Below are 24,779 nucleotides of genomic sequence, written 5' to 3'. Positions count from 1 at the left end.
ACATGGCAAGCGCCGTGTGGCAGAATTGCTCGCCCGCCCCTAGCCAATTCGACATGCCCGATATCGAAGACACGACGCCACCGCCAGTGCTTTACAAGTTCATGTCCATCAATGGTGAGCGTTGGACTTGGTTTCAGAACCTCATCCGACTCGGTCAAATCTATCTATCGTCGCCACTCGATTTCAATGACCCTTTTGATTGTTTGCCACGCTTGGATATTCCAAGCAATCAGGATAAGAGGGTAAATAAGAGATTGTTTCGAGCCGGCGCGAGGCAAGGCCATAGCCGGAAGGTGCGACGGGAACAGGTTGGAATTGTTAGAAGTCAATCTAGTTCCGTATGGCGGGAAAATTATCAAAATTCCGCCCACCGCAGAATTCGAGAAGTCGGCGTTTATTGCGTCTCCGCCAACAACAGTCACCCGTTGATGTGGTCACACTACGCGGAAAAACATACAGGATTATCAATTGGCTTTAAAACAGGTGTCGGTATATTTAGAATTGCGCACAAAATAGAATATTCCGATATCAGACCGCACTACAATCATCTCTCAACGAATTCAAAAGAATTTTACGATGTTTATCACAAGAAGGCTAAATTCTGGGAATACGAGGACGAGTATCGGATTTTAAGTCTTAACACCGGAATTGACCCGAAGTCTTTAATGCGCGGGATTGAGGATGATGCTGACCTGATGCGGTTCATTGGAAGGCCGGCAGGACATGGGCCGGCAACTTTAAGTCCATCTGTCATAGCCTCTATAACGTTTGGCTGCAACATGCCACCGAACGAGAGAACAAGGATTGTCGATTTTGTCAGGGCGCAAGGGTTGAACGTCGATTTTTTTGAGGCCGTGCTCGATGAGCATAAGTTCGCGTTGTCCATCCGACCTTTCCACATAGAGCAAGGGCGAGTGCGTAACCGACGCAGACAGTAAAACGCCCGCCCCCTCATTGCGAGAGGTCGGGGCGTTGCCTGTTACTTGACCCAGTCAAAATGGCATCAAAACGCATTGGCCTTGGACTTCATTTCAGTTTCTTGACGAGAAGAAAGCTCATCTGCCAGCTTTCGGTCCATTACAACAACCCTAGTGTTGTCAATTGTCTCATGCCGCTCGTTTAAGAGCATGGATACTTTCTGGCCGTGCCAAATAGAATCCGTTGACGACGTCTTCATACCCATTCGCGTTTGAATTGCCTCAGTTTTAGCCTTCTGTGGCAAGCCGAAGCGCTGTTTTAGCATACTGAGCAGCGCAGAATAATTAGCGTGGTCGGTCTTGAGTTCAATGCTAATGGGCTTGCCTTCCTCAATCAAAGAAGTTAGCGTATAGCGAAAACCCAAGTCGGGCAGATTACTGAATACCGCATACCGATTTGTGCTCCCGTCGTCTAAACATAGGTCCGTGGTCTCTCGGCAACTCTTAATTGCCATTGGCTCGCCCAGTTTGATTCCAAGGAACGACGAAGGCTCTTGTGCCCATCGTGCAGCACCTTGACCGCTTCGGGGCTTTGCTTGTTGAGCATTGGACGAAGTAGCGGCAAGTAGGACAGTGATTGCACATGCAAAATATCGGAGCTTGGTCATGGCCGGGCAAGAGTTCGACACCGCGTCTGATGGGACGTATCGTAGCACTTGCAAGTGACCATAGACAGACGACCTAGCCGCCGCCAGCTTGCGCAAAATGGGCCAGGCGCCCAGCCCCTCATTGCGAGAGGCCGGGCTACCGTGTCACCCCGCAAGAGATAGCGGAGAACGGGGCCACGGCTGCCGGCCTTATTCAAGAGAGCGGGAGTCACCGGCTAGCCCGCCGCGCGGATAGGGCCGCGCACCCGTACACCCCTTAATATTCCACGCCTGTCAGCACCACCACGCAGCCTTCGCGGCGGCGCAGCCAATGGCAGAAGCGCTCCGCCCGGATGCCAACGAGGTTGTTTTGCCACAGGCTGACGAGGGCGCCGGTGCCATCGTCACTCATGGCGAGCGCGGCCTCGCGCGAGCTATCCAGCGTCACGCCCCCATCGTCGGCTAGCAGGATTTCCCCGGGCACCACCAGCGCAATAAACGTGGTGGGCGGGGTGCCGGCGGTGATGGGCACCGAGGCGGAGTCAATCACCGGATAGCCCAGCAATGTCCCGTTTGCCGCCAGCGTGGGATAGGCATATACGCCCATGGCATTGCGCAAATTTGACAGGCTGATTTTCGTGCGGCTGTTCATCACCCAGGCGAGGCCGCGCAGCGGGAACCCATTGACGACCACGGCGGACAGCATCGTGCTCAAATCGTCCGCCACATTGTCAACGGTCGCGCCGCTACTCGGGATGGTTTGCGCGCCGTGGGTAATGGAGGCCGGGCTATCGGCCGCCGGATTTGCCGCGATGGACGGGTCGATAAACTGCACGTCCATAAACTGGCTAATGGTCGCCACGAGGTCATCGCGCACCAAGGCCTCGGCGCTCGGGGCGGAATACCTTGCTAGCTCTTCGGTGATTGCGACGATGCCCGCGATTTTGCTAAACGGTATGCTGATGGCGTCAAAGGCCAGTTTGCTAACCGGCTTGGCCGCCCCTTCACCCACCCACCCAACAGAGGCCCCCGCCGTTTGGCGCGGAATCCTGACGGCAAAGGGCACCCGGCGGAATCCGGTCATCCTGCCAATGATGGTGGCAGGCCGTAGCAGGTCGATAAATTCGTCGGCCATGTTCTGGTAGTAGACCAAAGAGCCGGCCCACTGCGGGTCCGTGGTAGTGCCGGCACTGACTGCCGCCTTGATGATGGAGACTAGCTCCGGGTTGCTTCGCCCGTAGGCGTGGCGGGCAAATTCCAACGATTGGGACAGATTGCCCTTGCCGGCGGCAAGCGCCATCGCATAGCGCGCAAAAGACAAGCCGCGCTTGTCCTCCCGCTCGGGCTGGGCGAGGCCCACCGGCTCGCGGGCGTGCGGCTGCGAAAAGCCCGGAACCACCGGCACCGCATGATACGCCGCCAATTCCTGGCTCCGGCGCAGCGGGGCCAGCCTCAGGTCGATGCTCTCCACCTCGCGCGCACCGGACTCAAAGCGGGCGTCCTCTTCGGCAGTAAAGGGCCGGCCCTCGTCGGCGGCGCGCTGGTGCAAGCCTTCCATGATTTCCAGTTTCGCGCCCCGCTGGGCTTCCAAGGCGGAAATTTCCGTAGATGCAGACATGATTTTCTCCAATTCATTTAGAAATAAATCGGCATTTACCAAGTCATTTTTCTAGTTCTATCCGATGCCGATTCCATATATAAGGAATGCCGCAGCAATACCGGTGACACTCCCAGCATCGGCGGGCGAACCGGCGGCCCATCCCGCCGGCATCCCCGCCTGACCCACCCTCAACCCGGCTATCCCGCCCTCCGCCGGATTTTTTGTGGCCCAAAATTTACCCGGGCCAATTTTTGTGATTTACCCACGCGCGGATATCGCGTACGCGGTGGGCGACAGGTGTCGATTTCTCGACCCGCCCCCCCACTTGTGAAGCTATCGCCCCTTGGCTTGAGGCGCCGAGGGGCGGCGCTGGATTGCGTTTCCACGGCTCGGGGCTACTCAGCCATGCCCGGGTCCGCTTCCGGCGCTTTTAGCTCCAAAATCCCGTCCTCTCGCGCGGTTTTGAACGGTCGGAACTCGTAGAGGGGGCAGGCATAGCAGGTGCAGCGCGTCACCTCGGCGCGGGTGCCGCCGACACAGGCGACGCAGAATGCCTTGATGGCCTGCCGGGGCGAGGCCTCGCCGGCCCAGCACCGCACCAGCAGGGCACGGCTACTGACTTCGGTTTGCGCAAGCCGGGCCGCGCGGGCGGCCTCGATGCGGCGGGCTACGCTGTCGGATTTGATGTCCATGGTGTGCCCTCCCTCGTCATTGCCGGCGCGATAGCCGGGACTCGGCGGCCTGCGCCTCGCGGCGGACCAGTTCGCAGCGCTCGGCCTCGGCGCCCAACGCATCGGCCCGGCGCCGCTCGGCTTTCAGTGCGCGCACCTCGCCACGCAGTGCGGCTAGCTCCTGCCGTAGCGCGGCCATATCCTCGGTGCGCTTGGCGTCCCGGGCCTTGAATGCCTCGGCCACTTGTTGAAATGGCCCCTTCAGTCGCATGTCAATGCACTGGTGAATTACTTCCGCCGTTTGCTCCGCGCTCATGTGTTCAAACATTTCCCATACCTCCCTTTGAGTCGCCCCGGGGCCGACTGGCCTTGGCGCTAATGTCACCCACGGTCAGCGTGGACAGATTGCGAATGCAGGTTTCGAGCGCCGCCGCAATGGCCGATTCAATGGACTGTCCTAGCCAGCGCTCCATATCCCGGCGCGTCGCATCGTCAAATTCCCGCGCACCCGATAGATACCGTTGCGCTAGCGCCGGCAGGTCCGGGCGTGACGCGCCCACCATCACGTAATCGGCGGCCTTTCCATCCGCGCCCAACACCGCCACCATGAAATGCCGGTAGCCCTCCGCTGTGGGCCACGCGAGATGCAGGCCCGCCCCTAACGTGTCGTCGTCCATATCCGCACCTCCGTTGTGTTGCGCGGCGCCGTGCCGCTGCGTTTTGGCTTCAGGCGGGATAGCCCGGCCATGCGTCGTGGCCCTCCCGCGTTTTGCACTTTCATGGTCATGGCTCCTCTATGTTTTCCTTGCACCCCGGTGCGGTGACATGGCCGAGGTGCCGCGCCAGTCCGCGCGGCTTGCGCTGATAGCGAGGGCGAGTCGGGCTTGCAATGGGCTGGGGCTCCACGCGCTGCGGCACTTCCGGGATGGGACTGGGTGGCGCAACGCCATAGCCCGGCATACAGCTTCTGTGCGTGCCCACGCATTCACCGTGGCAGCCAGGACACCAGCCCACGGACGGACGCACGGCGCGCAAGCGCTCCCGCTCGCGTTCCTCCGCGTCGTTCAGGCGATGGCGGAAATGCTCTACGGTGTCGGCCACGGTCGCGGCGGGCTGCCGGCGCAGGCGGTCATGCAAATCGGCCAGCAGGACGGCGGACCAGCCTTCAAGCGCGGCAAGGCGGTCCATCCATGCATGACCCTGCCGCAGCAGCGTTGTGATAGCGGGGGTGCCGGGGAAGACGTGAGGCAGGCGCGCGGTCATTGCAGGCTCCCGCCAGCCGGACGAGCCGCAAAGCGGTTCCAGCGCTCTACGGCTTCAGGGCGGCTTGCAAGGTAGGGCGAGCCGGTGTGCGTGAGCACGAGATTCGATGGATGCGCGAGCACGGTAATTGATGGTCGGCTGCGGCACCGTCCATCACCAATGTTGCGTGCCGTCGGGCAACGCTGATGGACGTGGCGATCTATCGCGGTGGACCGGATGCGGAGCAGCGGCACTGATGTAACAAGGGGCCCGGCGGGCCCCTTGTTACTGGATCAGAAGTCGTTATCTGCGAGATCGCCAAGGCCATCAGGATGCTCCTGCCGATCTTCGGCCAGCCACTGGGCCAAGGCCAATTGATAGTGAGCATGCAGACGGTCGCGCAGATCGTCGAGCAATTCGATCACAGCCCAGGCCTGCGCGGGCGTCCAGTTGGCATCAATGAGCAGGGGCAGCCCCTGGGCGATGCCGGATGGCTGGTGGAAGGTCATGGTGATGTCGTCGTTGTGTTGATGGACGTGGCGGCGATGGCCAACGGCGCCACTCACCGCCTGGCGCGGCGGTTCAGGGTTGCGCTGTAGGTTTCCAGATAGAGCTTCTCGTCGATCTGCGGTAGCTCCCGCTGCGCGGCCTGGGCCAGAAGCTCGCCCGCCAGGTTCATCAGGATGCGGTAATTGCCGGCGGCGTGCTCACACAGGGTCTGGCGCAATGGCATGGTCATCAGGGTGGCGTTGCCGGCGGCGGCCAGCAAGTGGTCCAGGCAGGCCTGCAGCTCGTCGATGCTCGCACTCTCCAGCGCCAGACGGCAGCGGATGCGGCTGCCCAGCGGGATCAGGTCCTCGCGGCTGAACTTCTCCGGCAGGCGAGCGTCGCCGGCAAGCACCACGCACAGCAGCAATTGCGAGTCGAAGCGTGCCTGTGCGAGCAGGCGCAGTTCCGAGAGGGCTGGCACCGCCATCTCCTGGGCTTCATCGATGAGCAGCACGCAGCGGCGGCGGCTGGCCTCCATGTGGGTGAGCCAGCGCTCGCGCAGCGCCTTGAAGCCGCCCCAGCGATTGTGGGGCTTGAGCGGTACGGTAAAGATGTCGCTGAGCTCGCGATAGAAGTCCGCCAGATTGCTCTGTGGGTGAGCGATCGAGCCGACCATCAGATCGGGGACGCGCATGAGGCGCTGATGGAGCAGGCGCAGCGTGACGCTCTTGCCGCAACCGGGGTCGCCATGCACCATGGCGAAGCCGCCTTCGCGGGCCATACCGTTCTCAATGCGCCAGCAGAAGTGATCGAGCTTGGGTGGCACGAACACGGCCTCGACGGGGATGTCCTGGGCGAAGGGGTTGAACTTCAGACCGTACAAGGCCAGCAGGTTGGGTTGATTCATAGCTTGGTGGGTGCGGGTGGGAGATAGGCCGGCGGCAGGCCGGTGGCGGCGTGTTCGGCGAGCAACTGACGCAGCAGCGGCGCAGTGCCAGCCTGCGCGGGTTCCTCGTTAGCAGGCGAGGCACCCTTGGCCGTGAGATGCGCGCGCCGTGCGTCGGCATTGGCAGACTTGTCCAGCGGGAACACGGCGGCCAGGATCGCGCCGATGCGCGCATCGATCAGGTCGACTTGGGAGAGATCCCAGCGCGCGTAGCTCAGGCAGACTTGCTCGAGGTGGCGGTAAGCGCCGGGGATCTCGAAGCGCACGCCGTCCAACGTGAAGGTGCCGTCGGTTCTGCGCTGGCGGCGATGCTGGCGGATACGGAAGGCCCGGCGCAAGGCCAGCGCCTCGGGACTGGGGCGCGAGACGTCGGCACAGGACAGGTAGCGCTGCAGAGGCGTCGCCTCGAGTTCGGCGTGTTCCTTGTGGTGGTATTCCTGCTCGACCCAGGCCTGCGTGGCGAGGTTCAATTGCTCCAGGGTGAGGTGCGACTCACCTTCGAGCATGGCCATCAGCCGGGACTCGAGCTGTCCCCAGAAGCGTTCCTGCTTGGCATTCTGGTATGGGCTGTAGGGCAAGGTAGTCTGGTGCAGGATGCCCAGACTGGCCAGCCCCTCGACGAACTCGTCGGCCATCATGGCTGCGCCGTTATCGGTCATGATGGCCCGCGGCAGCCCTCGCTTCATGATCGCCTGCGAGACGCCGTGCACCAGCGAGGCAGTGGTCTCGTCGAGGAACCACTGCAGGTGGCAGACCAGCCGCGAATGGTCGTCCATAATGCAGAGCAGCAGCGGCTTGTGCCACTGCCCATCGGGGGTGAGCACCTTGCGCGAACCATGGTGGAAGTCCAGGTGCCAGAGCGCGGCCACGTGGTCGACCTCGTAGCTACGCACCTCGCGTGCCTCGCGGCGAGCCGCAGCAGCGATGGCCCCATCCGTGCTCGAGCGCGGGGTTGGCTTGCGCACCAGACCCTGCGCCTTCAGATACCGGCACACCGTGGTGTAGGACGGCAGCGTGTCCGGGCCATCCTTGGTCGCGACGCGCAGGTTGTCGTAATGCAACTGCATGGTCCAGCCGGGGTGCTGACGGTACTGCTCGACCAGCGCTTCGATGATGGCTGGGCTCAGACTGACGAAGTGGCCGCAATCGTCGCGCAGTCGGTTCTTGAGTTGATCGACCGGATCCTGGACGTGACGGGCCCGGTAATACCAGCGTTCGATGGAAGACGCGCCGAACTGAACGTCGGCGCCGGTGATGGGGTGCCGCCAGACCTTGGCGGCCAGTGCCTGGAACGCTTGCTGCAATTCTCCTTTGGCAGGCGGCGAAGCCAGCAAAGGGCCAATGACCGAGAAGCGCAAGCGCGCCCATCGGTTGCGATGATCAATCGATAGTGACATGACTCTCCGTTGGGGGGATAACGGGAGCAGGCTACGGGCAGTGCGGGTGACCCGCCATCGACATGTTCTGCGGGAGATTCCCCTATCTGGCGCATCCCTCAGCCAGCGTGGTCAGGCCGGGCCCAGCAGCAGAAGCAACACCGCGGCCAGACGCTCGTCTTCGCTGTCGTGCTCGACCGATTGCAGCAGGCAGTCGGGATAGATGAACGGCTCGGGCGTTGGCGGGATGAGGCCACGCAGCCACCGACCGACGGGGGTCTTGGGGAAGGTCTCGGTCCACCACTGACGCCAGCGCTTGAGCGTGGCCCAACTGATCGCCGGCAGGCCGTCCAGGCAGGCGCCAGTGGCACGGCTCGATCGCAGTACCAGGACAATGGCCAGCCAGACACGCCGGCCGAGAAAGCGCACCGAATCGGGCGTCATGCGTTTGCGGCATCCGGCACAGCACAGGCTCAGGCGCGTATTGCAGTCCGGGTGTGCTGCCGGTGGGCATCCGCGCGGCTTACGCGGATAGTTGGCACTGTGCAGCACAGAGCCGCAATGGCAGCAGCCCCTGTCTCGCGCCACCTTCATCAAGTCTTCGTCGATCCGGCGCAACAGGGCAAAAAACGCTGGCGTTTGTAGCAAGGCATGGCACACTGCTGAGGTCTCCTTCATTGCTCGACACAATAAAGGCGACATCTTCCCTCAGGCGCGTGCATGCACGCTCCCTGAGGGAACCCCTCCAGCGTCCATCACCGTTCTTGCTCAAATCCCCACGCTTTCGGCATCACGAAAGCTGCTTATGCACAGCCGGCAGTGTCGCCGGGGCGCACGCCGCAGCGGGCATTACGACAGGACACCAGCCAGAGGGGGGGCAGGTCGCCCCTTGCCAGTTCCAGCACGGTCGGGGCACCACCACAGCGCGGACACGGCAGCAGGTCTAAAACCTCCCCGTCATATCCCACCTGACACTGGCAACTATGCAACTGTCCCCGTACGGAGGGGCGATTAAAACGCGAATTTGCCTCTGACTGCCCCGTATCAAGGGGCGATTCTGTTTCCTGCTCCCCGTACGGAGGGGCAATTTCGCCCCACGATACGGGGCAATGTGCCCCTTGATACGGGGCGATTTTTTCCGATTTTGGGGCGATTGGCTGGCCGTGTAGCGTTCCGTCAGTCGCCCGCATTGCCCCGTAAGCAGGGGCGATTCCTCCGCTGTCGCGTGGCTTCCCATTCGCGCGCGAGACACGCCGCCTTGCCTTGCCGTTGTCCGTGGCGCGGTAGTCTGCCCACGCTCCGCGCGGGTACGTGTCGGGGGTAAGGTGCAGGCCGTTGTAGTTGAGGATGGGCAGCCATGACAGCGCATACAGTGCCGCGCAGTGCGGGCCGCCCTCGCGCGCGCGTACGAGAAGGCGGTGCTCCACTAGCTCGGTCAGTGCCCTTTCCAGCTTGGACTTGGAGGCCCAGCCATGGGGCCGGAGGGCGGATTGCGTGGCGCTCAAATGGCCGTTGTTCGCGCCGTTGTGCCGGGACAGCAGACACACCAAAAGACGAAAGGCGCCGTCCGACAGCGACACCACGGCAGACGAATAGAGGATGGCCTCCGGCACGGCGGCAAATTTTCCGGGGTAGACCTCTCTCTTTTCGGTGGGCTTGCTCTTGCTCATGGTCATTGCTCCACCATCGGGCGCGGCTCGCGCTCGTAGCGTGGCGGCTCGCGCCACCATTCGGGCGGCCAGGCGTGGCGGCGCTGCGCCCCATCCGAAAACAACACGCTCCATGGCACTCCGGCGGCGTGCAGCACGAAGCCGGGCGGGCAGCCGTTGCGGCAATGGATAAGGGTGAAGCCGTCGCTATTGCTGCGAATCAACAGCGTGCGGCCGGGTTCCTGACAGGCGGGACAGCAGGCCAGCCATTGGCTGTAGCCAGCCTCCCGCACGCGGTAGAGCCGGGCCAGCAGGTCATCAACCATGGCGGCCTCACTCGGCGGCTAGGGCAGCTTCGGGCTTGACCTTGGGCGGACGGCCCGGGCGTTTCGCTGGCTCGGCGGCTTTCTTCGGGAGGCCGGCGGCTTCGCGCGGTCGGTGGACTGCCGGCGGGGCCGGGGTATGGGTGCGCTGCACTCCCCGCAGTTCATTACTGCGGAGGGTCATTTGCAGTTCCCATTCCACGGCGGCCCGGTGGGTAATGAGAATCTTCCGGCCAATCTGGATTTCGTCCGGCCCCAGCCCATCGCGGCGCAGCTTGAATACGGTGGAGCGGTCGAGATTATAGCGGCGGCAGAATTGCGCCAAGGTCATCGCGCCCGGCTCATAGGCGGCTGCGCGGATGCTGTCAGGGTCAGCGGCGGGGACGATATTTGAGGGGTGCACGGCGGGCCTCCGGGGTGAATATATGATTCACACCCTAGGGGGGTTTGCCGGGTTTTGCCGCAAAAACGCCAATAAAATTCCGGCTGTTTTTGCGGCAGATTTCTGGATTATCTGCTACGGGGCTGTTCTGCCTTTTCCAGCCAGTGACGAATCCGTTTCTGCTCGGTAATATCATCCCGACCTGATAATCGCAGCATAACTCGCAGGCAAGTGGCTGCATAACCGGTTTCCGCATAATCCCACGGCAAGTGATGCTTGCGAAAAACTCTCAGTAGCATCCTGCCGGCGAACGCTTCCAGCCGCTCGCCGCCTTGCGCGACTTGTGCCATGCCCCGCGCGTGCAAATCGAGTTGCCCCAAGGCTGCCAACGCGTCGGTTTTCGTAAGGCTTGAAACGATTTCCTGCCATTGGAGCCTCAGCGATTCCGGCAGGCGCGACTCGATTTCGACCGTTAGCAAGAATCTCAGTTGAGAATTATCGATATCGCTCAGACCGGATAGTGCTTCGAGCAAGTTCATAAGGGCAGTCGCTGCCTTATCGAAAGCCCCCCGGCGCTTTTCCTGCGTCTGTTCAAAGACGGTAAGCCCAATGAATTCTGTTGCATCCACGAAGTCGGCCAGAAATTTATCCACCTCACCTACCGGCGTGAGGGGTAATTCCATTTCGTACCCGGCACGCAGCTCGGCGGCGGTCGCATCGTCCAGATAAATCATGATGTTTGCGCCCGGGGCAACGTTATTTTCGGCGCATCCAGCAGCGCCACGGCAGCGGCGGTATGCTCGGGCGACAAGTGCGCGTAACGCAGAACCATTTTCAGGTCCGCGTGCCCCAACAGTTCCCGCAATGTATTGAGGTCCACCCCGCGCATTACTAGCTGGCTCGCAAAATCATGCCGGTGGTCATGCCAGCGGTAATTGCTGATTTTTGCGTCGCGTAAAACTTGCAACCATGCCGTTTTGATTTCGCTCAGCGGTTGCCCATCCTCGCCCGCAAAAACATAGACCTTGTGCGCAAGCGGCTTCCAGCGCGTAAGCGCATCGAGCGCTTCAGCGTTCAGCGGCACGCGGCGGGTCCTGTCGCCCTTCGCGGTCGCGCGGCGCACGGTCAGCACCGCGTGCTCTAAATCAATGTCCGTCCATTCCAGCGCCAGCAATTCGCCCCGGCGCAGGCCGGTATTCAGTGTGCATAAGCAGCTTTCGTGATGCCGAAAGCGTGGGGATTTGAGCAAGAACGGTGATGGACGCTGGAGGGGTTCCCTCAGGGAGCGTGCATGCACGCGCCTGAGGGAAGATGTCGCCTTTATTGTGTCGAGCAATGAAGGAGACCTCAGCAGTGTGCCATGCCTTGCTACAAACGCCAGCGTTTTTTGCCCTGTTGCGCCGGATCGACGAAGACTTGATGAAGGTGGCGCGAGACAGGGGCTGCTGCCATTGCGGCTCTGTGCTGCACAGTGCCAACTATCCGCGTAAGCCGCGCGGATGCCCACCGGCAGCACACCCGGACTGCAATACGCGCCTGAGCCTGTGCTGTGCCGGATGCCGCAAACGCATGACGCCCGATTCGGTGCGCTTTCTCGGCCGGCGTGTCTGGCTGGCCATTGTCCTGGTACTGCGATCGAGCCGTGCCACTGGCGCCTGCCTGGACGGCCTGCCGGCGATCAGTTGGGCCACGCTCAAGCGCTGGCGTCAGTGGTGGACCGAGACCTTCCCCAAGACCCCCGTCGGTCGGTGGCTGCGTGGCCTCATCCCGCCAACGCCCGAGCCGTTCATCTATCCCGACTGCCTGCTGCAATCGGTCGAGCACGACAGCGAAGACGAGCGTCTGGCCGCGGTGTTGCTTCTGCTGCTGGGCCCGGCCTGACCACGCTGGCTGAGGGATGCGCCAGATAGGGGAATCTCCCGCAGAACATGTCGATGGCGGGTCACCCGCACTGCCCGTAGCCTGCTCCCGTTATCCCCCCAACGGAGAGTCATGTCACTATCGATTGATCATCGCAACCGATGGGCGCGCTTGCGCTTCTCGGTCATTGGCCCTTTGCTGGCTTCGCCGCCTGCCAAAGGAGAATTGCAGCAAGCGTTCCAGGCACTGGCCGCCAAGGTCTGGCGGCACCCCATCACCGGCGCCGACGTTCAGTTCGGCGCGTCTTCCATCGAACGCTGGTATTACCGGGCCCGTCACGTCCAGGATCCGGTCGATCAACTCAAGAACCGACTGCGCGACGATTGCGGCCACTTCGTCAGTCTGAGCCCAGCCATCATCGAAGCGCTGGTCGAGCAGTACCGTCAGCACCCCGGCTGGACCATGCAGTTGCATTACGACAACCTGCGCGTCGCGACCAAGGATGGCCCGGACACGCTGCCGTCCTACACCACGGTGTGCCGGTATCTGAAGGCGCAGGGTCTGGTGCGCAAGCCAACCCCGCGCTCGAGCACGGATGGGGCCATCGCTGCTGCGGCTCGCCGCGAGGCACGCGAGGTGCGTAGCTACGAGGTCGACCACGTGGCCGCGCTCTGGCACCTGGACTTCCACCATGGTTCGCGCAAGGTGCTCACCCCCGATGGGCAGTGGCACAAGCCGCTGCTGCTCTGCATTATGGACGACCATTCGCGGCTGGTCTGCCACCTGCAGTGGTTCCTCGACGAGACCACTGCCTCGCTGGTGCACGGCGTCTCGCAGGCGATCATGAAGCGAGGGCTGCCGCGGGCCATCATGACCGATAACGGCGCAGCCATGATGGCCGACGAGTTCGTCGAGGGGCTGGCCAGTCTGGGCATCCTGCACCAGACTACCTTGCCCTACAGCCCATACCAGAATGCCAAGCAGGAACGCTTCTGGGGACAGCTCGAGTCCCGGCTGATGGCCATGCTCGAAGGTGAGTCGCACCTCACCCTGGAGCAATTGAACCTCGCCACGCAGGCCTGGGTCGAGCAGGAATACCACCACAAGGAACACGCCGAACTCGAGGCGACGCCTCTGCAGCGCTACCTGTCCTGTGCCGACGTCTCGCGCCCCAGTCCCGAGGCGCTGGCCTTGCGCCGGGCCTTCCGTATCCGCCAGCATCGCCGCCAGCGCAGAACCGACGGCACCTTCACGTTGGACGGCGTGCGCTTCGAGATCCCCGGCGCTTACCGCCACCTCGAGCAAGTCTGCCTGAGCTACGCGCGCTGGGATCTCTCCCAAGTCGACCTGATCGATGCGCGCATCGGCGCGATCCTGGCCGCCGTGTTCCCGCTGGACAAGTCTGCCAATGCCGACGCACGGCGCGCGCATCTCACGGCCAAGGGTGCCTCGCCTGCTAACGAGGAACCCGCGCAGGCTGGCACTGCGCCGCTGCTGCGTCAGTTGCTCGCCGAACACGCCGCCACCGGCCTGCCGCCGGCCTATCTCCCACCCGCACCCACCAAGCTATGAATCAACCCAACCTGCTGGCCTTGTACGGTCTGAAGTTCAACCCCTTCGCCCAGGACATCCCCGTCGAGGCCGTGTTCGTGCCACCCAAGCTCGATCACTTCTGCTGGCGCATTGAGAACGGTATGGCCCGCGAAGGCGGCTTCGCCATGGTGCATGGCGACCCCGGTTGCGGCAAGAGCGTCACGCTGCGCCTGCTCCATCAGCGCCTCATGCGCGTCCCCGATCTGATGGTCGGCTCGATCGCTCACCCACAGAGCAATCTGGCGGACTTCTATCGCGAGCTCAGCGACATCTTTACCGTACCGCTCAAGCCCCACAATCGCTGGGGCGGCTTCAAGGCGCTGCGCGAGCGCTGGCTCACCCACATGGAGGCCAGCCGCCGCCGCTGCGTGCTGCTCATCGATGAAGCCCAGGAGATGGCGGTGCCAGCCCTCTCGGAACTGCGCCTGCTCGCACAGGCACGCTTCGACTCGCAATTGCTGCTGTGCGTGGTGCTTGCCGGCGACGCTCGCCTGCCGGAGAAGTTCAGCCGCGAGGACCTGATCCCGCTGGGCAGCCGCATCCGCTGCCGTCTGGCGCTGGAGAGTGCGAGCATCGACGAGCTGCAGGCCTGCCTGGACCACTTGCTGGCCGCCGCCGGCAACGCCACCCTGATGACCATGCCATTGCGCCAGACCCTGTGTGAGCACGCCGCCGGCAATTACCGCATCCTGATGAACCTGGCGGGCGAGCTTCTGGCCCAGGCCGCGCAGCGGGAGCTACCGCAGATCGACGAGAAGCTCTATCTGGAAACCTACAGCGCAACCCTGAACCGCCGCGCCAGGCGGTGAGTGGCGCCGTTGGCCATCGCCGCCACGTCCATCAACACAACGACGACATCACCATGACCTTCCACCAGCCATCCGGCATCGCCCAGGGGCTGCCCCTGCTCATTGATGCCAACTGGACGCCCGCGCAGGCCTGGGCTGTGATCGAATTGCTCGACGATCTGCGCGACCGTCTGCATGCTCACTATCAATTGGCCTTGGCCCAGTGGCTGGCCGAAGATCGGCAGGAGCATCCTGATGGCCTTGGCGATCTCGCAGATAACGACTTCTGATCCAGTAACAAGGGGCCCGCCGGGCCCCTTGTTACATCAGTGCCGCTGCTCCGCATCCGGTCCACCGCGATAGATCGCCACGTCCATCAGCGTTGCCCGACGGCACGCAACATTGGTGATGGACGGTGCCGCAGCCGACCATCAATTACCGTGCTCGCGCATCCATCGAATCTCGTGCTCACGCACAATTCAGGCTGACCAGCACGGCGGGGCGCAGGTAGTCGGTAAAGGCAGCATCGCGCAGGCTCGGCATGAGCGGGCGGCGGCGCACGTTGCGGTGGTCGTTCGCGCGGTCGCGGGCGTCGCGCATTTCGTCTTCCCGGGCGGCGAGTGCTATATATAGGCGCGCGCGCTCGTCCGGCGACAGGAAGCGCACCACCTCTTCGCTCGTGCCGTCATATTCGACACCCTTTACCGGGTTTTCCGAGACGTGACCGGCCAGCATGGCGACGCGGTAGAGCCCTTGCAGCGCGGTCAGCTTGCGCGCCGCCGTCGCCGCGACATTGCCTTTTTTCGCCTCGTCGTGCTTCCAGCGCTCCAGCGCCCACGGGGTCACATCGTCCAGGCGCTTGTCCAGCAGGCCGGCAAACGCCATGCGGATGAGGTCGGCCAAGTCGGCGCCGGTCTTGCGGTTGGTTATCAGCCAATCCGTATAGTCCCCGTCCAGAAAGGTGCGCAAGGTCGGCACCCCGGCAATGCGGTGGGCGTCGTCGCGCTTCTTTCGGCGCTCGGCCAGCACCGACAGGGCATCCCCCTTGCGGTCGGTCAACTCCAGTTGGTCTTTTGCCGCCTTACGCGCCTGCGTGGCGGTCATGGCGGGATAGGTGCCTATCTTCGTGCGCCCGAACTTGCCGTCAGGCTTGCGGTAACGCAGCGTGTATTGGATGGCGCCGGCAGGCGTGACACGCACGCCAAAGCCGCTCAGGGTCGAGTCGGCGTACTCTTGGTGCGCGCCGGTCGCACTCAGGCCGCGCAGGAAGTCGCGGTCGATATCTACCCGGTTTCGGGCCCTCTGCATGTCTATAGCTCCATTTGGGCAAACTTTGGGCAAACACGGCGAGCAACACCGGGCAACGCCCAACACCCACTATAGACATAAGTCCTTGATTCTTAAACACCAAACACCCGCCAGCACCAGCGGCCAACGGCAATTTTCGCGCTCATAACCCGAAGGTCGCAGGTTCAAGTCCTGCCCCCGCAACCAAATTTGAAAGCCCGCTCGGTTCATGCCGCGCGGGCTTTTTGTTTTTGTGTCTTTGGCGTGATTGTCAAAAGTCCAGAATTATTTCGGCACAGCGAGCTAGCATCGGCGTCAGCGTCCACACGAATGACAATTGGTGTATGGCGTGGTTGTCTTTCGTGTGGTTCGCTAGAGTGGGCGCGGCCACCAAAAAATGCCCGTATGACATGCACAAATTTGTGGACTCCATTCGGCACGACCCGCTGGGTGAGGGAATGCTGGTGTGTCGTCGCAAGCTGAGCGATGTTGCCAACGTAGTTCGTCGGCACCGGGGCGGCGCGAGCGACGTTGATCTGTCGGTGGCCTATGGCGTTGGCGCTGAAGGCACACCAGGCCGACCGGCGGAGGGGTTTGATGCTCTCAATCTGCAGACGGTGGCGACTTGAATCGAACCAGAAAGTAACCACCCGTTAGCGAGAGCACCACTGCGGCCACGCCCATTAGGGAACCGCCCGACATGTGCTCCACATCCAAATTAATCACATGGCGGCCGACGGCAATGATGGCCACGGCCAAGATGGTTTCCAGCCGAACGCGGTGCGATCTGAAATACACGCGCAGTGTTTCCATAAGCTCGAGCCCGAGAATGATGAGCAGTACGCCGGAAAAGGCTGTCTGTACCGACTTCATAAGCTCCGGAACGGTATCGATGCTGCTAACGCGCTCGAGAATATCGGACGAGAACATGATCCAAAGCTGAATGACCATCGCCAAGATTACCGCCATCAGCAGGATCTGAGCGGCCACAAGGATGGATTGTTCGAACCAGAATGTGATTTTGGCAGTGATCTTCTTTTCCACTTGCATAACCGGCGAGACTCCTCGTTAAGAACTTGTCCGCAAATAGTTGGTGCCGCCAAGCGCGTCCTGACCTAGCGTTTCTCGGCAGACCACGGCGACTAGAATGACTGCGTAGGTGGCATAGATTGTCGGTGTCATCTCATACCTTCCTTGCTGATGAGTCCGACCGTCTTCGCGAAAAATTCGACCGTCAGGCCGTCCCTGACGTGCCCGTAGAGAGCGGGTTTGGCACCGACTGCAAAGAGGTTGGCACTAAATATCAGACCGAGGAAGGCACACGCGCCGAGGGCAAGGAGGCGTCTCAGAACCATGAGTGACCCATGAGGCCTAGGCTGCTCGCCCTCTCACGCGCAAAGAATTCCCTTTTTTCAAATGGGAGTTCAAATGGCTGGAGTCAAAGGGCGCATTGGAGGGGCTTGTTCGGGGGCGAGCCGCAAGACGAAGGTCGCCAATGCTGAAGAGGCGCACTTTCCCATGGGCCTTGCGACGAGTAACAGGCCGGATGTCAGCGTCGAGGCCGCCCTAGCGGTCGGTGCTGCGGTTCTTGGCGCTAGACTTCATTTCGTTCTTGCGTTCGCGGAGGAGGGCCTCCGAGTTGGCGATGAACGCCCCACCTTCAGGCCGATACTCCAGGATCGCTTCGGCCTTGGATGTGCGCCACCGGTAATGGTGTTTCAGATCTGGATGGGGCTGGTTGGGTACACCGTATGCTTCGATTAGCGCCAGCCTTATCGCGTCGCCGTCGCGTTCGCTCGGGAACGTAATGATCAAGGAAGAGAACCGGTTCTTGGAGTTGACCCTGTAACTCAGGACACCCGAACACCGTTAAGTTGATGATGTTGCGGCGCGTCGGAACTCCCGAGGCGAACGATACTTCAACGCTTTATGCGGATGCCAGTCATTGTATTGCTCGAACGCGACCGTTAGCTGAGAGAGCGCGGTCGGCACGTCGGGCTTGTTCATGAACGCGATGTAATCGCGCTTCATGGTCTTGACGAAGGATTCGGCCATACCGTTGCTCTGCGGAGAACGCACCGGCGTGGTCAGTGGCTCCAGGCCCAGTTCCCGCGCGAAGCTGCGCGTACGATGGTCGATGTACGCCGAGCCGTTGTCCGAGAGCCATTCGATGGTTTGCTCGGTCTGCACGGCGCCAAAGCGCTGCTCGACGGCCGCCAGCATGACATCTCGAACAATATCCCCACTGTGCCCGCCGGTGGTCGCCGCCCAACTAATGGCTTCTCGGTCATGGCAATCGAGCGCAAAGGTGACGCGTAGCGGCGAACCATCGTCGCAACGGAATTCAAAGCCGTCTGAACACCAGCGGGTATTGCTACGGTCGACAGCGACCCGACCGTCATGGCGACGTGTATCGAGTCGTCGCCCAGGCCGGCGAAGCAGCAACTGGTGGTCGTGCATCACACGATAAACACGCTTTGCGTTCACGGGCGAGGCCCCGCTCAGCTCATGACTGCGCCGTAGCAAAGCCCAGACCCTTCGGTAGCCGTATGTCGGCAGGCCCGCAACCAGCTCATGGATTTCAGCCACCAGCGCCGTGTCGTCGTATTGGCGGGCGCGGCGGCCATCCCGCCATTCCGACGAACGGGCCTGTTTCGCTGCCACCGCAGAGCGCGCCACGCCAAGGACATCGCAGACCGTCTTCATTGGTCGTCCCCGGGCAGTAAGGGCGAGCGCGCAATCCAGTTTTTTGAGCGCCCGTACTCCACGGCTTCCTTCAGGATCTCGGCTTCCTGCGTTTTCTTTCCGAGTAGCCGCTGCAGTTCCCTGATCTCCTTCATCGCTGCAGCCAACTGCGAGGCCGGGACCACAGCTTCGCCAGCGCTCACAGCGGCCAGGCTTCCTTCCTGGTATTGCTTGCGCCATGCGAACACCTGATTGGGATTGAGCCCATGCCGTCGGGCAACCGCCGAAACCGTGGCACCCGGCTCCATCGTTTCCTGAACGATGGCGAGCTTTTCTTGGACTGAACGGCGCCGCCGCCGCTCAGGTTCGGTAAGAATTTCGATGCTTTCCACGATTTGCCTAGGCTTGAAACTAGTCACAAGACTACCTCTTATTGTAAGAGGTGCCGGGTGTCCTGAGATTCAAGGGGCCGCTCCAGTTCTTATAGAAGCAATATCGGATGTCGCTCAAAGTTGCCTTACCCATTGTGAGCGTGTCGTCTGGTCGCTCATAACAGTGCTCCCCTATTGCAAGACTCTGAGTTTTCCGGGCATTCGGGATTGACGAGACAGGATCGCCCCAGCGCAAACCGCGGAACCCGTTGATGGGCTCCGCTGCGAAGACGGCGCCGTTGAAGACTGAGACGGCCAAGACGACCAGGAGCAGCGCTGGGGCAGGGGATTTCATCGATGAGTCCTATCGCTCGCACTAGAGCTAGCCGTTCCGTTGCTCGTCGAGATAAATCGACTGTAGTCCGTCCGCGATCTGCGTGGTCGTCAGGTCCGGGACTTTGCCTCCCCAGGGGTCTGGCGCGGCCAATATCTGGAGGTCTGTGGGAAATAGCTCAAGGACGGCTCCAGGGTAAAAACATGCTGGGACTGCATCCAACTCGCCTGTCGGATTAACCAGAAACACCTCGAAAAGGCGTGGCCTGCCTTGGCGGTCTTTGCCAGCTACGTAGTAGTAACGTCGTTCGTTCGCTACAAGAGACGATGCAATATAAGGCGGGATGATGTCGGGAATTTGAGATCTCTTTTCGGCAAATATGCGAGCGAGCTCAATCAGAGTTGGTTCTTCCGCGGCAGGTTCAAGGGATTCTGTCGTTCTTATGCTGGTGTCCATCTTTGCAATCAAGCGCCCTAAGTCCTCCGGTGCGTACGCGTCGTGGTATATACACTTCTCGAAACGCTGTAGTCCGGGCCGCGTCGAAGTCGCAGAAAAAAGCGCCCAACGAGGGCGCTATGTAGGTCGCGGGGTAGAGCGCGCGAGTGGCATTTTGATTCTGCTTACGTCGCGCTAGGCAGTCCATAGGCCTAGGCTGAAAGTGTCGGGATCACATGCTGCCTCGTGCCGCATGTCACGGAAGTGCAGGTCGTCGATCTCAAGCATTTTGCAGGCGCGGGTAAAGGCGGAGCTCATGGGGGCGTCGTTGGCCAAGTTGCGCGAGCTTCCGCTCCCGCTTTTTCAACCAGGACTTGGCCGCCTGTTTCCGGTCAAGCGTCTTGGCCTCGGTGAACATCGTAGCGCCGCCTTGCTTCAGGCGAATCTGCGCTGTGTGCCATATACTTCCGTCCTTTCGCACACGTTGCGTGATCGTCCCCATGGTCCCGGTGCTACGCGAGTAGTTGTGTGCTACATCGTGGCACTTTGTTCGGAAAAAGGGACGAAACAGGCAGAATCAGTAGGCAATGGAACAGACCAGTAGCACCCCACAAACCGAGTCCAGAGGCGGAAGCCAAGGAAATATCAGGCCCCGTAGAATTTCTGTGGCGCCAATGATGGACTGGACTGACCGCCATTGTCGGACGTTTCACCGCGCCCTGAGTCAACACACCTGGCTCTATACGGAGATGGTGACGACTGGTGCGCTGCTGCACGGCGATGTCGCGCGGCACCTCGATTTCAGTGCGGCGGAGCAACCTGTGGCGCTGCAGCTTGGCGGCAGCGAGCCGGTGGACCTTGCCCAAGCGGCAAAACTGGGCGAGCAGTGGGGCTACAAAGAGATCAATCTGAACTGCGGTTGTCCGTCCGAGCGCGTGCAACGCGGTGCGTTTGGTGCGTGCCTGATGGCCGAACCACAGCTTGTGGCCGATTGTGTGAGGGCCATGCGCGATGTCGTGTCGGTGCCGGTGACGGTCAAGCACCGCATTGGCATTGATACGATCGAGCACTACGGATTTGTGCGTGATTTTGTCGGCACCATTGCGGAGGCCGGCTGTGACATATTCATCGTCCACGCGCGTAATGCGATTCTGAAGGGGCTGAGCCCAAAGGAGAATCGCGAAATTCCACCGCTGCGATATGAGGTCGCCTATGAACTAAAGCGGGAATTTCCACATCTGGAAATCCTGATTAATGGTGGTGTTGTCTCGTACGGTGAAATAGACGAACACCTGAGGCACGTCGACGGCGTAATGATCGGGCGTCAGGCTTATCACGATCCCTATTTCCTCTCGGAAATGGATGCACGTTTCTATGGTGGGACTGCGCCTATCGTGACGCGCGAAATGGCCGAGCTGACGATGCAGGCATATATTGGCGATCTCGTGGAGAAGGGTGGCTATATGGGGGCTGCAACGCGCCATATGCTTGGCCTCCATCGCGGAATCTATGGTGGCCGTGGTTGGCGTCGTGTGCTTTCCGATGCCCGTCGAATGAACGCAGCGCGCTCCCGAGCAGATGTGGATGCCCTGTTCGAGGAGGCGCGCTCACACCTTCGTCCGGGGCTCCAGGAAGCGGCGTAATTTGATGTCAGTCAGATTTCTGCATGTCGAGGAAAGGTTCTAAAAACGAACGCTCGTTCCATGCGACCGGGCGCAAATGTATGCTGCTGAGGCGTTTGCGCCTGTCGGGCCGTCCGAAACCCGCGCCGGCAAAGGGATTCCCCTAATTCGCCAGTGGCGCCTCATGTTCTTAAACTGTGCCTGCCCTCGAATACAGGGCTTTCTTCAACTGATTTTCCAGCCCGCCTTGTGCGGGCTGTTTTTTCTTGTTGGGCCTGTTTCGTCACATCTCGACCCTTGGGTTTGCCCGGATAGTGTGCGCTACATACAGCGACTACATTGAAAGCGCCTTCAGGGCATTGAGATCGCAAATTGAGAGTCCGCGCTGCGGGCTCTTTTTTTGTCTCCATACCTGTGAAGATGCTTTTCGGACACAGCGCTTCGACGCGCATGTGGTGAAAGAGTTCCGTATCTATCGGGCGGAAACAATATAATCGGTCGGTAACGAATTATTCCAATAAGCCTTGCCTGGTAAAAAAACAGGCGACGCTTGTTTGAGGGTCGCCTGACGGGAATGTCGAGGGGGGTCAATGTCCCTCGCGAAAGAGTATCTATCAGCACCGCCTTCAGGTTGTACCCTGCATTGGTGGGGCAGGCAGTTCACATTACCAGTGCGGATTGCAATCAATCCAAGCTCAAGAAATTCGGCGCGCGTGCTTGTCGGTTGTGGGGGATTCTCGGGTGATAGAACTGATGAGCAGGCGCTGCCACCATGCTAGGATGCCGACCGGTGTCATGAGAGTGACGCTCGGGCTGAACCACGACGATGTCTGGCGTGGTCTCAGTGGAGGAATAGAAGAGTAGGGGTTGGCCGGTCGCTCGCAAGAGCGTTTGCGCATGCAAGTGCCGTGAGTGCGTCCGGAAGCGAATCCTGGAGGTTCAGAATGGGATCAGAAGAGCCGTTCGGTGAGGTTTTCGAGGGCTGCCGGGTGATATGGGTAGTCGAGCAACTACAGGACGGGAAATGGACGGCGCGTTACTGCTGGCACGCGGGGACTTCGGCCGAATCGGGCAGGGCGCTACAGAGAGATGTACTTAACGGCAAGTCGAAGCGACTACTGGCCTTGTGTCCGACCGAGGCAGAGACAATCGCCGCCATCAAGGAAGCTGTGCTGCTGGAGGCAAGGTGGCAGGGAAGTCGATAAAGCCATCTGGGAGCGTTGTCGAATTTTTTGTGCGTGATACTAGCCACAGAATCAAAAGGCATGTATAGTCTTGTTCTTCGCTGAGCGGCAACGTCGGCAGCGAAGAATCTCTACGGTGGCTGTAGCTCAGTTGGTAGAGTCCAGGATTGTGATTCCTGTCGTCGTGGGTTCGAGTCCCATCAGCCACCCCAAAGAATTGTCGTCAAAACAGCGCCTCCGGGCGCTGTTTTGCATTTCGGCAAAGCTTCTTGTGGGCGAGGGATAGGCGCGCTTGCGTTGGATCAAGCATTCCCGGAATCAGTCGTTCGCCCAGATTCGCCAGGGCTACTATCAAGCCATCAGACAACAGCGTCTCTCGCTTGTCATGGCTAAGAAGTTTCCCCTGCATCCCGCACACCCTGAGCGCGTGTGCTGGGGGTGCGACAAATTCTGTTCGACCGATGCAATGGGCTGTGGCAATGGCTCAAGCCGCACACAGCATCCCGCCGAATTGCTCGGCGAAGATTGGTATCTACATGGCGATTGGGGCATCGAGCCTCAACTCGATGCCCCAGCCAAGACCGGGCTTGGATAACCAGTCGGTCGATTTGATCGCTTCAATCCCTTGAAGCCGGATTGCGCCACCCAAGTGCAGCTGAGCGGCGCAAACGCTCATGAAAGAATCATGATGACGACCATCCCCCAGATTGTCAGCAGGGTGTTACCCACAGCGTAGGTCACGGTATAGCCAAGGCCTGGCACTTGGCTTTTCGCGGTCTCGCAGATCATGCCGAGCGCAGCAGTGGTTGTGCGCGCGCCGGCACAGACTCCAAGTACGAGCGCCGGATGAAAGCGAAATACGTACTTGGCCAGGTACATGCCGATGATTAGCGGTATCGATGTGGCGAAAATACCCCAGAGGAAGAGGCTGACGCCGAGTTTCTGCAGGCCGGCAATAAAGCCAGGGCCCGCGGAAATACCGACGACCGCAATGAACACATTGAGGCCAACCGAATTCATGAACCAAAGAGTTGGCTCAGGTATGCGTCCGAAAGTCGGGTGAATGGCCCGGTACCAACCGAAGATAATACCTGCGATTAGCGCGCCGCCTGCCGTGGAAATCGTCAGGGGAATGCCGCTGACGTTGATCACGACGGCACCGATCAATGCGCCGACGGTAATCGCCAGCGACACGAATGCCACGTCGGTCACCGTTGTCGGGCGGTCGATATACCCGACATGTTTCGCTGTCGCATTGATGTCCTGCGTGCGGCCGACCACCGTGATGACGTCACCGCGGTAGAGCTTGGTTTTCGGCAGTACGGGGATGACCGTTTCCGTCGGTCCGCGCTTGATCTTCTTCAGGAAAATCCCACGCGCACCGGGCCACCGAGCCATCTCCTGCAGTGTGTGGCCATCAACCTCCTTGTTGGTGATATAGATGTCCACACCCTCCGTCTGCACATTGAGCAGCTCTGAGTCTTCCACTTCACGGCCGCTTGGTCCCAGTCTGGCAATCAGTTGATCGCGCTTTCCGCCTATTGCGACGATATCGCCAGGCTCCAGAACGGTATCGAGTTGTGCCTCGATAATCTTGCCACCTCGGCGAATGCGTTCGATAAAGGCACGTACGCCTTCGGCCGTGCTGGCCTCCAGTTCGGCTACGGACTTGCCGATGTATGGGCTGTGGGGGGCCAGCGCGTAGGCTCGCAGTTCAAACTCATGCCATTCGGTGCCTTCTCCGTCTGCTCCGGCTCCAAGTTGCTGCTCATAATCCTTGCAGGCAGCTACAAGGTCGATGCCAAGCAGTTTGGGGCCAATTTGCGCCAGGATAATTGCCGAGCCGACCGTACCGAAGATATACGTGACCGCATAGGCGATCGGCATGCCGTCCAGAAGCTGTTTGGTTTCTTCCGGAGATCGGCCCAGGCGATTGATGGCATCAGTGGCGAGGCCCATGGACGCCGAGATTGTCTGCGAACCCGCAAATAATCCGGCAGCCGACCCGAGATCGTAGCCGGCGACCATCGCCGCAACGATGGGTGCGGCGAGACACAGCACCGAGACTATCGCAGCAAATATGGCTTGAGGGATGCCATCCTTCGCAATGCCGCGAACGAACTGCGGGCCGACGCCATAGCCCACCGCAAACAGAAACATCAGGAAAAAGACGGATTTCACGTTCGCGGAGATCTTCACGCCGAGGATGCCGATGACGATCGCCACCAGCAGTGTCGACGTTACGGCGCCCAGGCTGAACCCCTTGTAGCTCTTCCCGCCTACCCAGTAGCCGATTCCCAGTGCGAGAAAAATCGCGATCTCGGGGTACGCCTTGAGGGTGGAGACAAACCAGGTCATAGCCTACTCCTGTATTTGTA

Annotated in this window: 29 protein-coding genes and 1 tRNA gene; 9 read left to right on the top strand and 21 right to left on the bottom strand. The window is 60.8% G+C overall.

The window, feature by feature from the left end; translation table 11 throughout:
• Positions 1-53: 53 nt before the first annotated feature.
• Positions 54-938: a DUF2971 domain-containing protein gene (locus tag RMET_RS32215; protein ID WP_157139105.1), complete on the top strand. Its 885-nt coding sequence runs from the start codon at positions 54-56 to the stop codon at positions 936-938.
• 65 nt (positions 939-1,003) lie between these two features.
• Here RMET_RS32215 and RMET_RS10090 read toward each other — a convergent pair whose 3' ends face one another.
• The 15 genes from RMET_RS10090 to RMET_RS10020 all read right to left on the bottom strand — a co-directional run bounded on the left by RMET_RS10090 (position 1,004) and on the right by RMET_RS10020 (position 11,491).
• Positions 1,004-1,585, bottom strand: coding sequence for a hypothetical protein (locus RMET_RS10090; protein ID WP_152560299.1), 582 nt, complete (start codon positions 1,583-1,585; stop codon positions 1,004-1,006).
• A gap of 256 nt (positions 1,586-1,841) precedes the next feature.
• Entirely contained in the window at positions 1,842-3,182 is a 1,341-nt protein-coding gene (locus RMET_RS10085) for a phage major capsid protein (protein WP_035822924.1), read from the bottom strand.
• A gap of 377 nt (positions 3,183-3,559) precedes the next feature.
• Positions 3,560-3,856: a hypothetical protein gene (locus tag RMET_RS10080; RefSeq protein WP_011516728.1), complete on the bottom strand. Its 297-nt coding sequence runs from the start codon at positions 3,854-3,856 to the stop codon at positions 3,560-3,562.
• A gap of 16 nt (positions 3,857-3,872) precedes the next feature.
• Entirely contained in the window at positions 3,873-4,151 is a 279-nt protein-coding gene (locus RMET_RS10075) for a hypothetical protein (RefSeq protein WP_029310311.1), read from the bottom strand.
• A 4-nt stretch (positions 4,152-4,155) separates the two neighbouring features.
• Positions 4,156-4,512, bottom strand: a complete 357-nt coding sequence (locus RMET_RS10070) for a hypothetical protein (protein WP_011516726.1) — start codon at positions 4,510-4,512, stop codon at positions 4,156-4,158.
• Between the two features lie 106 nt (positions 4,513-4,618).
• Positions 4,619-5,098: a hypothetical protein gene (locus RMET_RS10065; RefSeq protein WP_011516725.1), complete on the bottom strand. Its 480-nt coding sequence runs from the start codon at positions 5,096-5,098 to the stop codon at positions 4,619-4,621.
• A 272-nt stretch (positions 5,099-5,370) separates the two neighbouring features.
• The gene (locus tag RMET_RS10060; protein WP_011229369.1) at positions 5,371-5,586 is read right to left on the bottom strand and encodes a hypothetical protein; all 216 of its coding nucleotides are present in this window, start codon (positions 5,584-5,586) and stop codon (positions 5,371-5,373) included.
• 53 nt (positions 5,587-5,639) lie between these two features.
• Complete coding sequence (locus tag RMET_RS10055; protein ID WP_008651548.1) at positions 5,640-6,473, bottom strand: ExeA family protein; 834 nt, start codon at positions 6,471-6,473, stop codon at positions 5,640-5,642.
• The gene (locus RMET_RS10050) at positions 6,470-7,909 is read right to left on the bottom strand and encodes an IS481 family transposase (RefSeq protein ID WP_008651549.1); all 1,440 of its coding nucleotides are present in this window, start codon (positions 7,907-7,909) and stop codon (positions 6,470-6,472) included. Before RMET_RS10050 ends, RMET_RS10055 begins: the two co-directional genes overlap by 4 nt.
• Before the next feature lie 111 nt (positions 7,910-8,020).
• Entirely contained in the window at positions 8,021-8,566 is a 546-nt protein-coding gene (locus RMET_RS32210) for a transposase (RefSeq protein WP_124682078.1), read from the bottom strand.
• Positions 8,567-8,691: 125 nt separating this feature from the next.
• On the bottom strand, positions 8,692-9,558 hold the full coding sequence (locus RMET_RS31745) for a hypothetical protein (protein ID WP_011516724.1): 867 nt from the start codon (positions 9,556-9,558) through the stop codon (positions 8,692-8,694).
• A gap of 2 nt (positions 9,559-9,560) precedes the next feature.
• Positions 9,561-9,863, bottom strand: a complete 303-nt coding sequence (locus RMET_RS10035; protein WP_011516723.1) for a hypothetical protein — start codon at positions 9,861-9,863, stop codon at positions 9,561-9,563.
• 7 nt (positions 9,864-9,870) lie between these two features.
• Positions 9,871-10,191, bottom strand: coding sequence for a hypothetical protein (locus tag RMET_RS10030; RefSeq protein ID WP_029310384.1), 321 nt, complete (start codon positions 10,189-10,191; stop codon positions 9,871-9,873).
• A 179-nt stretch (positions 10,192-10,370) separates the two neighbouring features.
• Entirely contained in the window at positions 10,371-10,976 is a 606-nt protein-coding gene (locus tag RMET_RS10025) for a hypothetical protein (protein WP_011516721.1), read from the bottom strand.
• Entirely contained in the window at positions 10,973-11,491 is a 519-nt protein-coding gene (locus RMET_RS10020; RefSeq protein ID WP_157139104.1) for a tyrosine-type recombinase/integrase, read from the bottom strand. The genes RMET_RS10025 and RMET_RS10020 overlap by 4 nt, the downstream gene beginning before the upstream one ends.
• 86 nt (positions 11,492-11,577) lie before the next feature.
• Between RMET_RS10020 and RMET_RS32205 the strand changes: the two genes are divergently transcribed.
• From RMET_RS32205 to RMET_RS10000, 4 genes are all read left to right on the top strand, one after another.
• Positions 11,578-12,123, top strand: coding sequence for a transposase (locus tag RMET_RS32205; RefSeq protein ID WP_124682078.1), 546 nt, complete (start codon positions 11,578-11,580; stop codon positions 12,121-12,123).
• A gap of 111 nt (positions 12,124-12,234) precedes the next feature.
• Positions 12,235-13,674, top strand: coding sequence for an IS481 family transposase (locus RMET_RS10010; RefSeq protein ID WP_008651549.1), 1,440 nt, complete (start codon positions 12,235-12,237; stop codon positions 13,672-13,674).
• Positions 13,671-14,504 (top strand): ExeA family protein, encoded by an 834-nt coding sequence (locus RMET_RS10005; protein WP_008651548.1) that lies wholly within the window; start codon positions 13,671-13,673, stop codon positions 14,502-14,504. The genes RMET_RS10010 and RMET_RS10005 overlap by 4 nt, the downstream gene beginning before the upstream one ends.
• A gap of 53 nt (positions 14,505-14,557) precedes the next feature.
• Positions 14,558-14,773 carry a hypothetical protein gene (locus tag RMET_RS10000; protein ID WP_011229369.1) on the top strand — a complete coding sequence of 72 codons (216 nt, stop codon included), beginning with the start codon at positions 14,558-14,560 and terminating at the stop codon, positions 14,771-14,773.
• A 178-nt stretch (positions 14,774-14,951) separates the two neighbouring features.
• Here RMET_RS10000 and RMET_RS09995 read toward each other — a convergent pair whose 3' ends face one another.
• The 5 genes from RMET_RS09995 to RMET_RS09970 form a co-directional block, all read right to left on the bottom strand.
• Entirely contained in the window at positions 14,952-15,791 is an 840-nt protein-coding gene (locus tag RMET_RS09995; protein WP_029310228.1) for an integrase arm-type DNA-binding domain-containing protein, read from the bottom strand.
• A gap of 582 nt (positions 15,792-16,373) precedes the next feature.
• Positions 16,374-16,820 carry a phosphate-starvation-inducible PsiE family protein gene (locus RMET_RS09990; RefSeq protein WP_011516719.1) on the bottom strand — a complete coding sequence of 149 codons (447 nt, stop codon included), beginning with the start codon at positions 16,818-16,820 and terminating at the stop codon, positions 16,374-16,376.
• A 516-nt stretch (positions 16,821-17,336) separates the two neighbouring features.
• Positions 17,337-17,585 (bottom strand): type 2 periplasmic-binding domain-containing protein, encoded by a 249-nt coding sequence (locus RMET_RS09985; RefSeq protein WP_011516716.1) that lies wholly within the window; start codon positions 17,583-17,585, stop codon positions 17,337-17,339.
• Positions 17,586-17,639: 54 nt separating this feature from the next.
• A protein-coding gene (locus RMET_RS09980) for an IS3-like element IS1087B family transposase (protein WP_085959070.1) occupies positions 17,640-18,838 on the bottom strand; the annotation gives its coding sequence in 2 pieces (ribosomal slippage) (positions 17,640-18,523 and positions 18,523-18,838; 1,200 coding nt in all).
• A gap of 370 nt (positions 18,839-19,208) precedes the next feature.
• The gene (locus RMET_RS09970) at positions 19,209-19,628 is read right to left on the bottom strand and encodes a hypothetical protein (RefSeq protein WP_011516714.1); all 420 of its coding nucleotides are present in this window, start codon (positions 19,626-19,628) and stop codon (positions 19,209-19,211) included.
• A gap of 554 nt (positions 19,629-20,182) precedes the next feature.
• Between RMET_RS09970 and dusA the strand changes: the two genes are divergently transcribed.
• The 4 genes from dusA to RMET_RS32195 all read left to right on the top strand — a co-directional run bounded on the left by dusA (position 20,183) and on the right by RMET_RS32195 (position 22,996).
• On the top strand, positions 20,183-21,238 hold the full coding sequence (gene dusA, locus RMET_RS09960; protein ID WP_011516711.1) for a tRNA dihydrouridine(20/20a) synthase DusA: 1,056 nt from the start codon (positions 20,183-20,185) through the stop codon (positions 21,236-21,238).
• Positions 21,239-22,161: 923 nt separating this feature from the next.
• Complete coding sequence (locus tag RMET_RS34140; protein ID WP_011516708.1) at positions 22,162-22,422, top strand: hypothetical protein; 261 nt, start codon at positions 22,162-22,164, stop codon at positions 22,420-22,422.
• A gap of 115 nt (positions 22,423-22,537) precedes the next feature.
• A tRNA-His gene (locus RMET_RS09950) sits at positions 22,538-22,613 on the top strand.
• A 173-nt stretch (positions 22,614-22,786) separates the two neighbouring features.
• A complete protein-coding gene (locus RMET_RS32195) occupies positions 22,787-22,996 on the top strand; it encodes a DUF3079 domain-containing protein (RefSeq protein ID WP_008650658.1) in 210 nt (69 codons plus the stop codon).
• A 77-nt stretch (positions 22,997-23,073) separates the two neighbouring features.
• On the opposite strand, the gene aspT is transcribed toward RMET_RS32195, so the two are convergent.
• Complete coding sequence (aspT, locus tag RMET_RS09945; RefSeq protein ID WP_011516705.1) at positions 23,074-24,759, bottom strand: aspartate-alanine antiporter; 1,686 nt, start codon at positions 24,757-24,759, stop codon at positions 23,074-23,076.
• Positions 24,760-24,779: the final 20 nt, after the last annotated feature.

Source organism: Cupriavidus metallidurans CH34, from assembly GCF_000196015.1.
Lineage (GTDB): Bacteria > Pseudomonadota > Gammaproteobacteria > Burkholderiales > Burkholderiaceae > Cupriavidus > Cupriavidus metallidurans.
The sequence above is the reverse complement of the archived record's forward strand: the minus strand, read 5'-3'. Positions and strand labels throughout refer to the sequence as shown.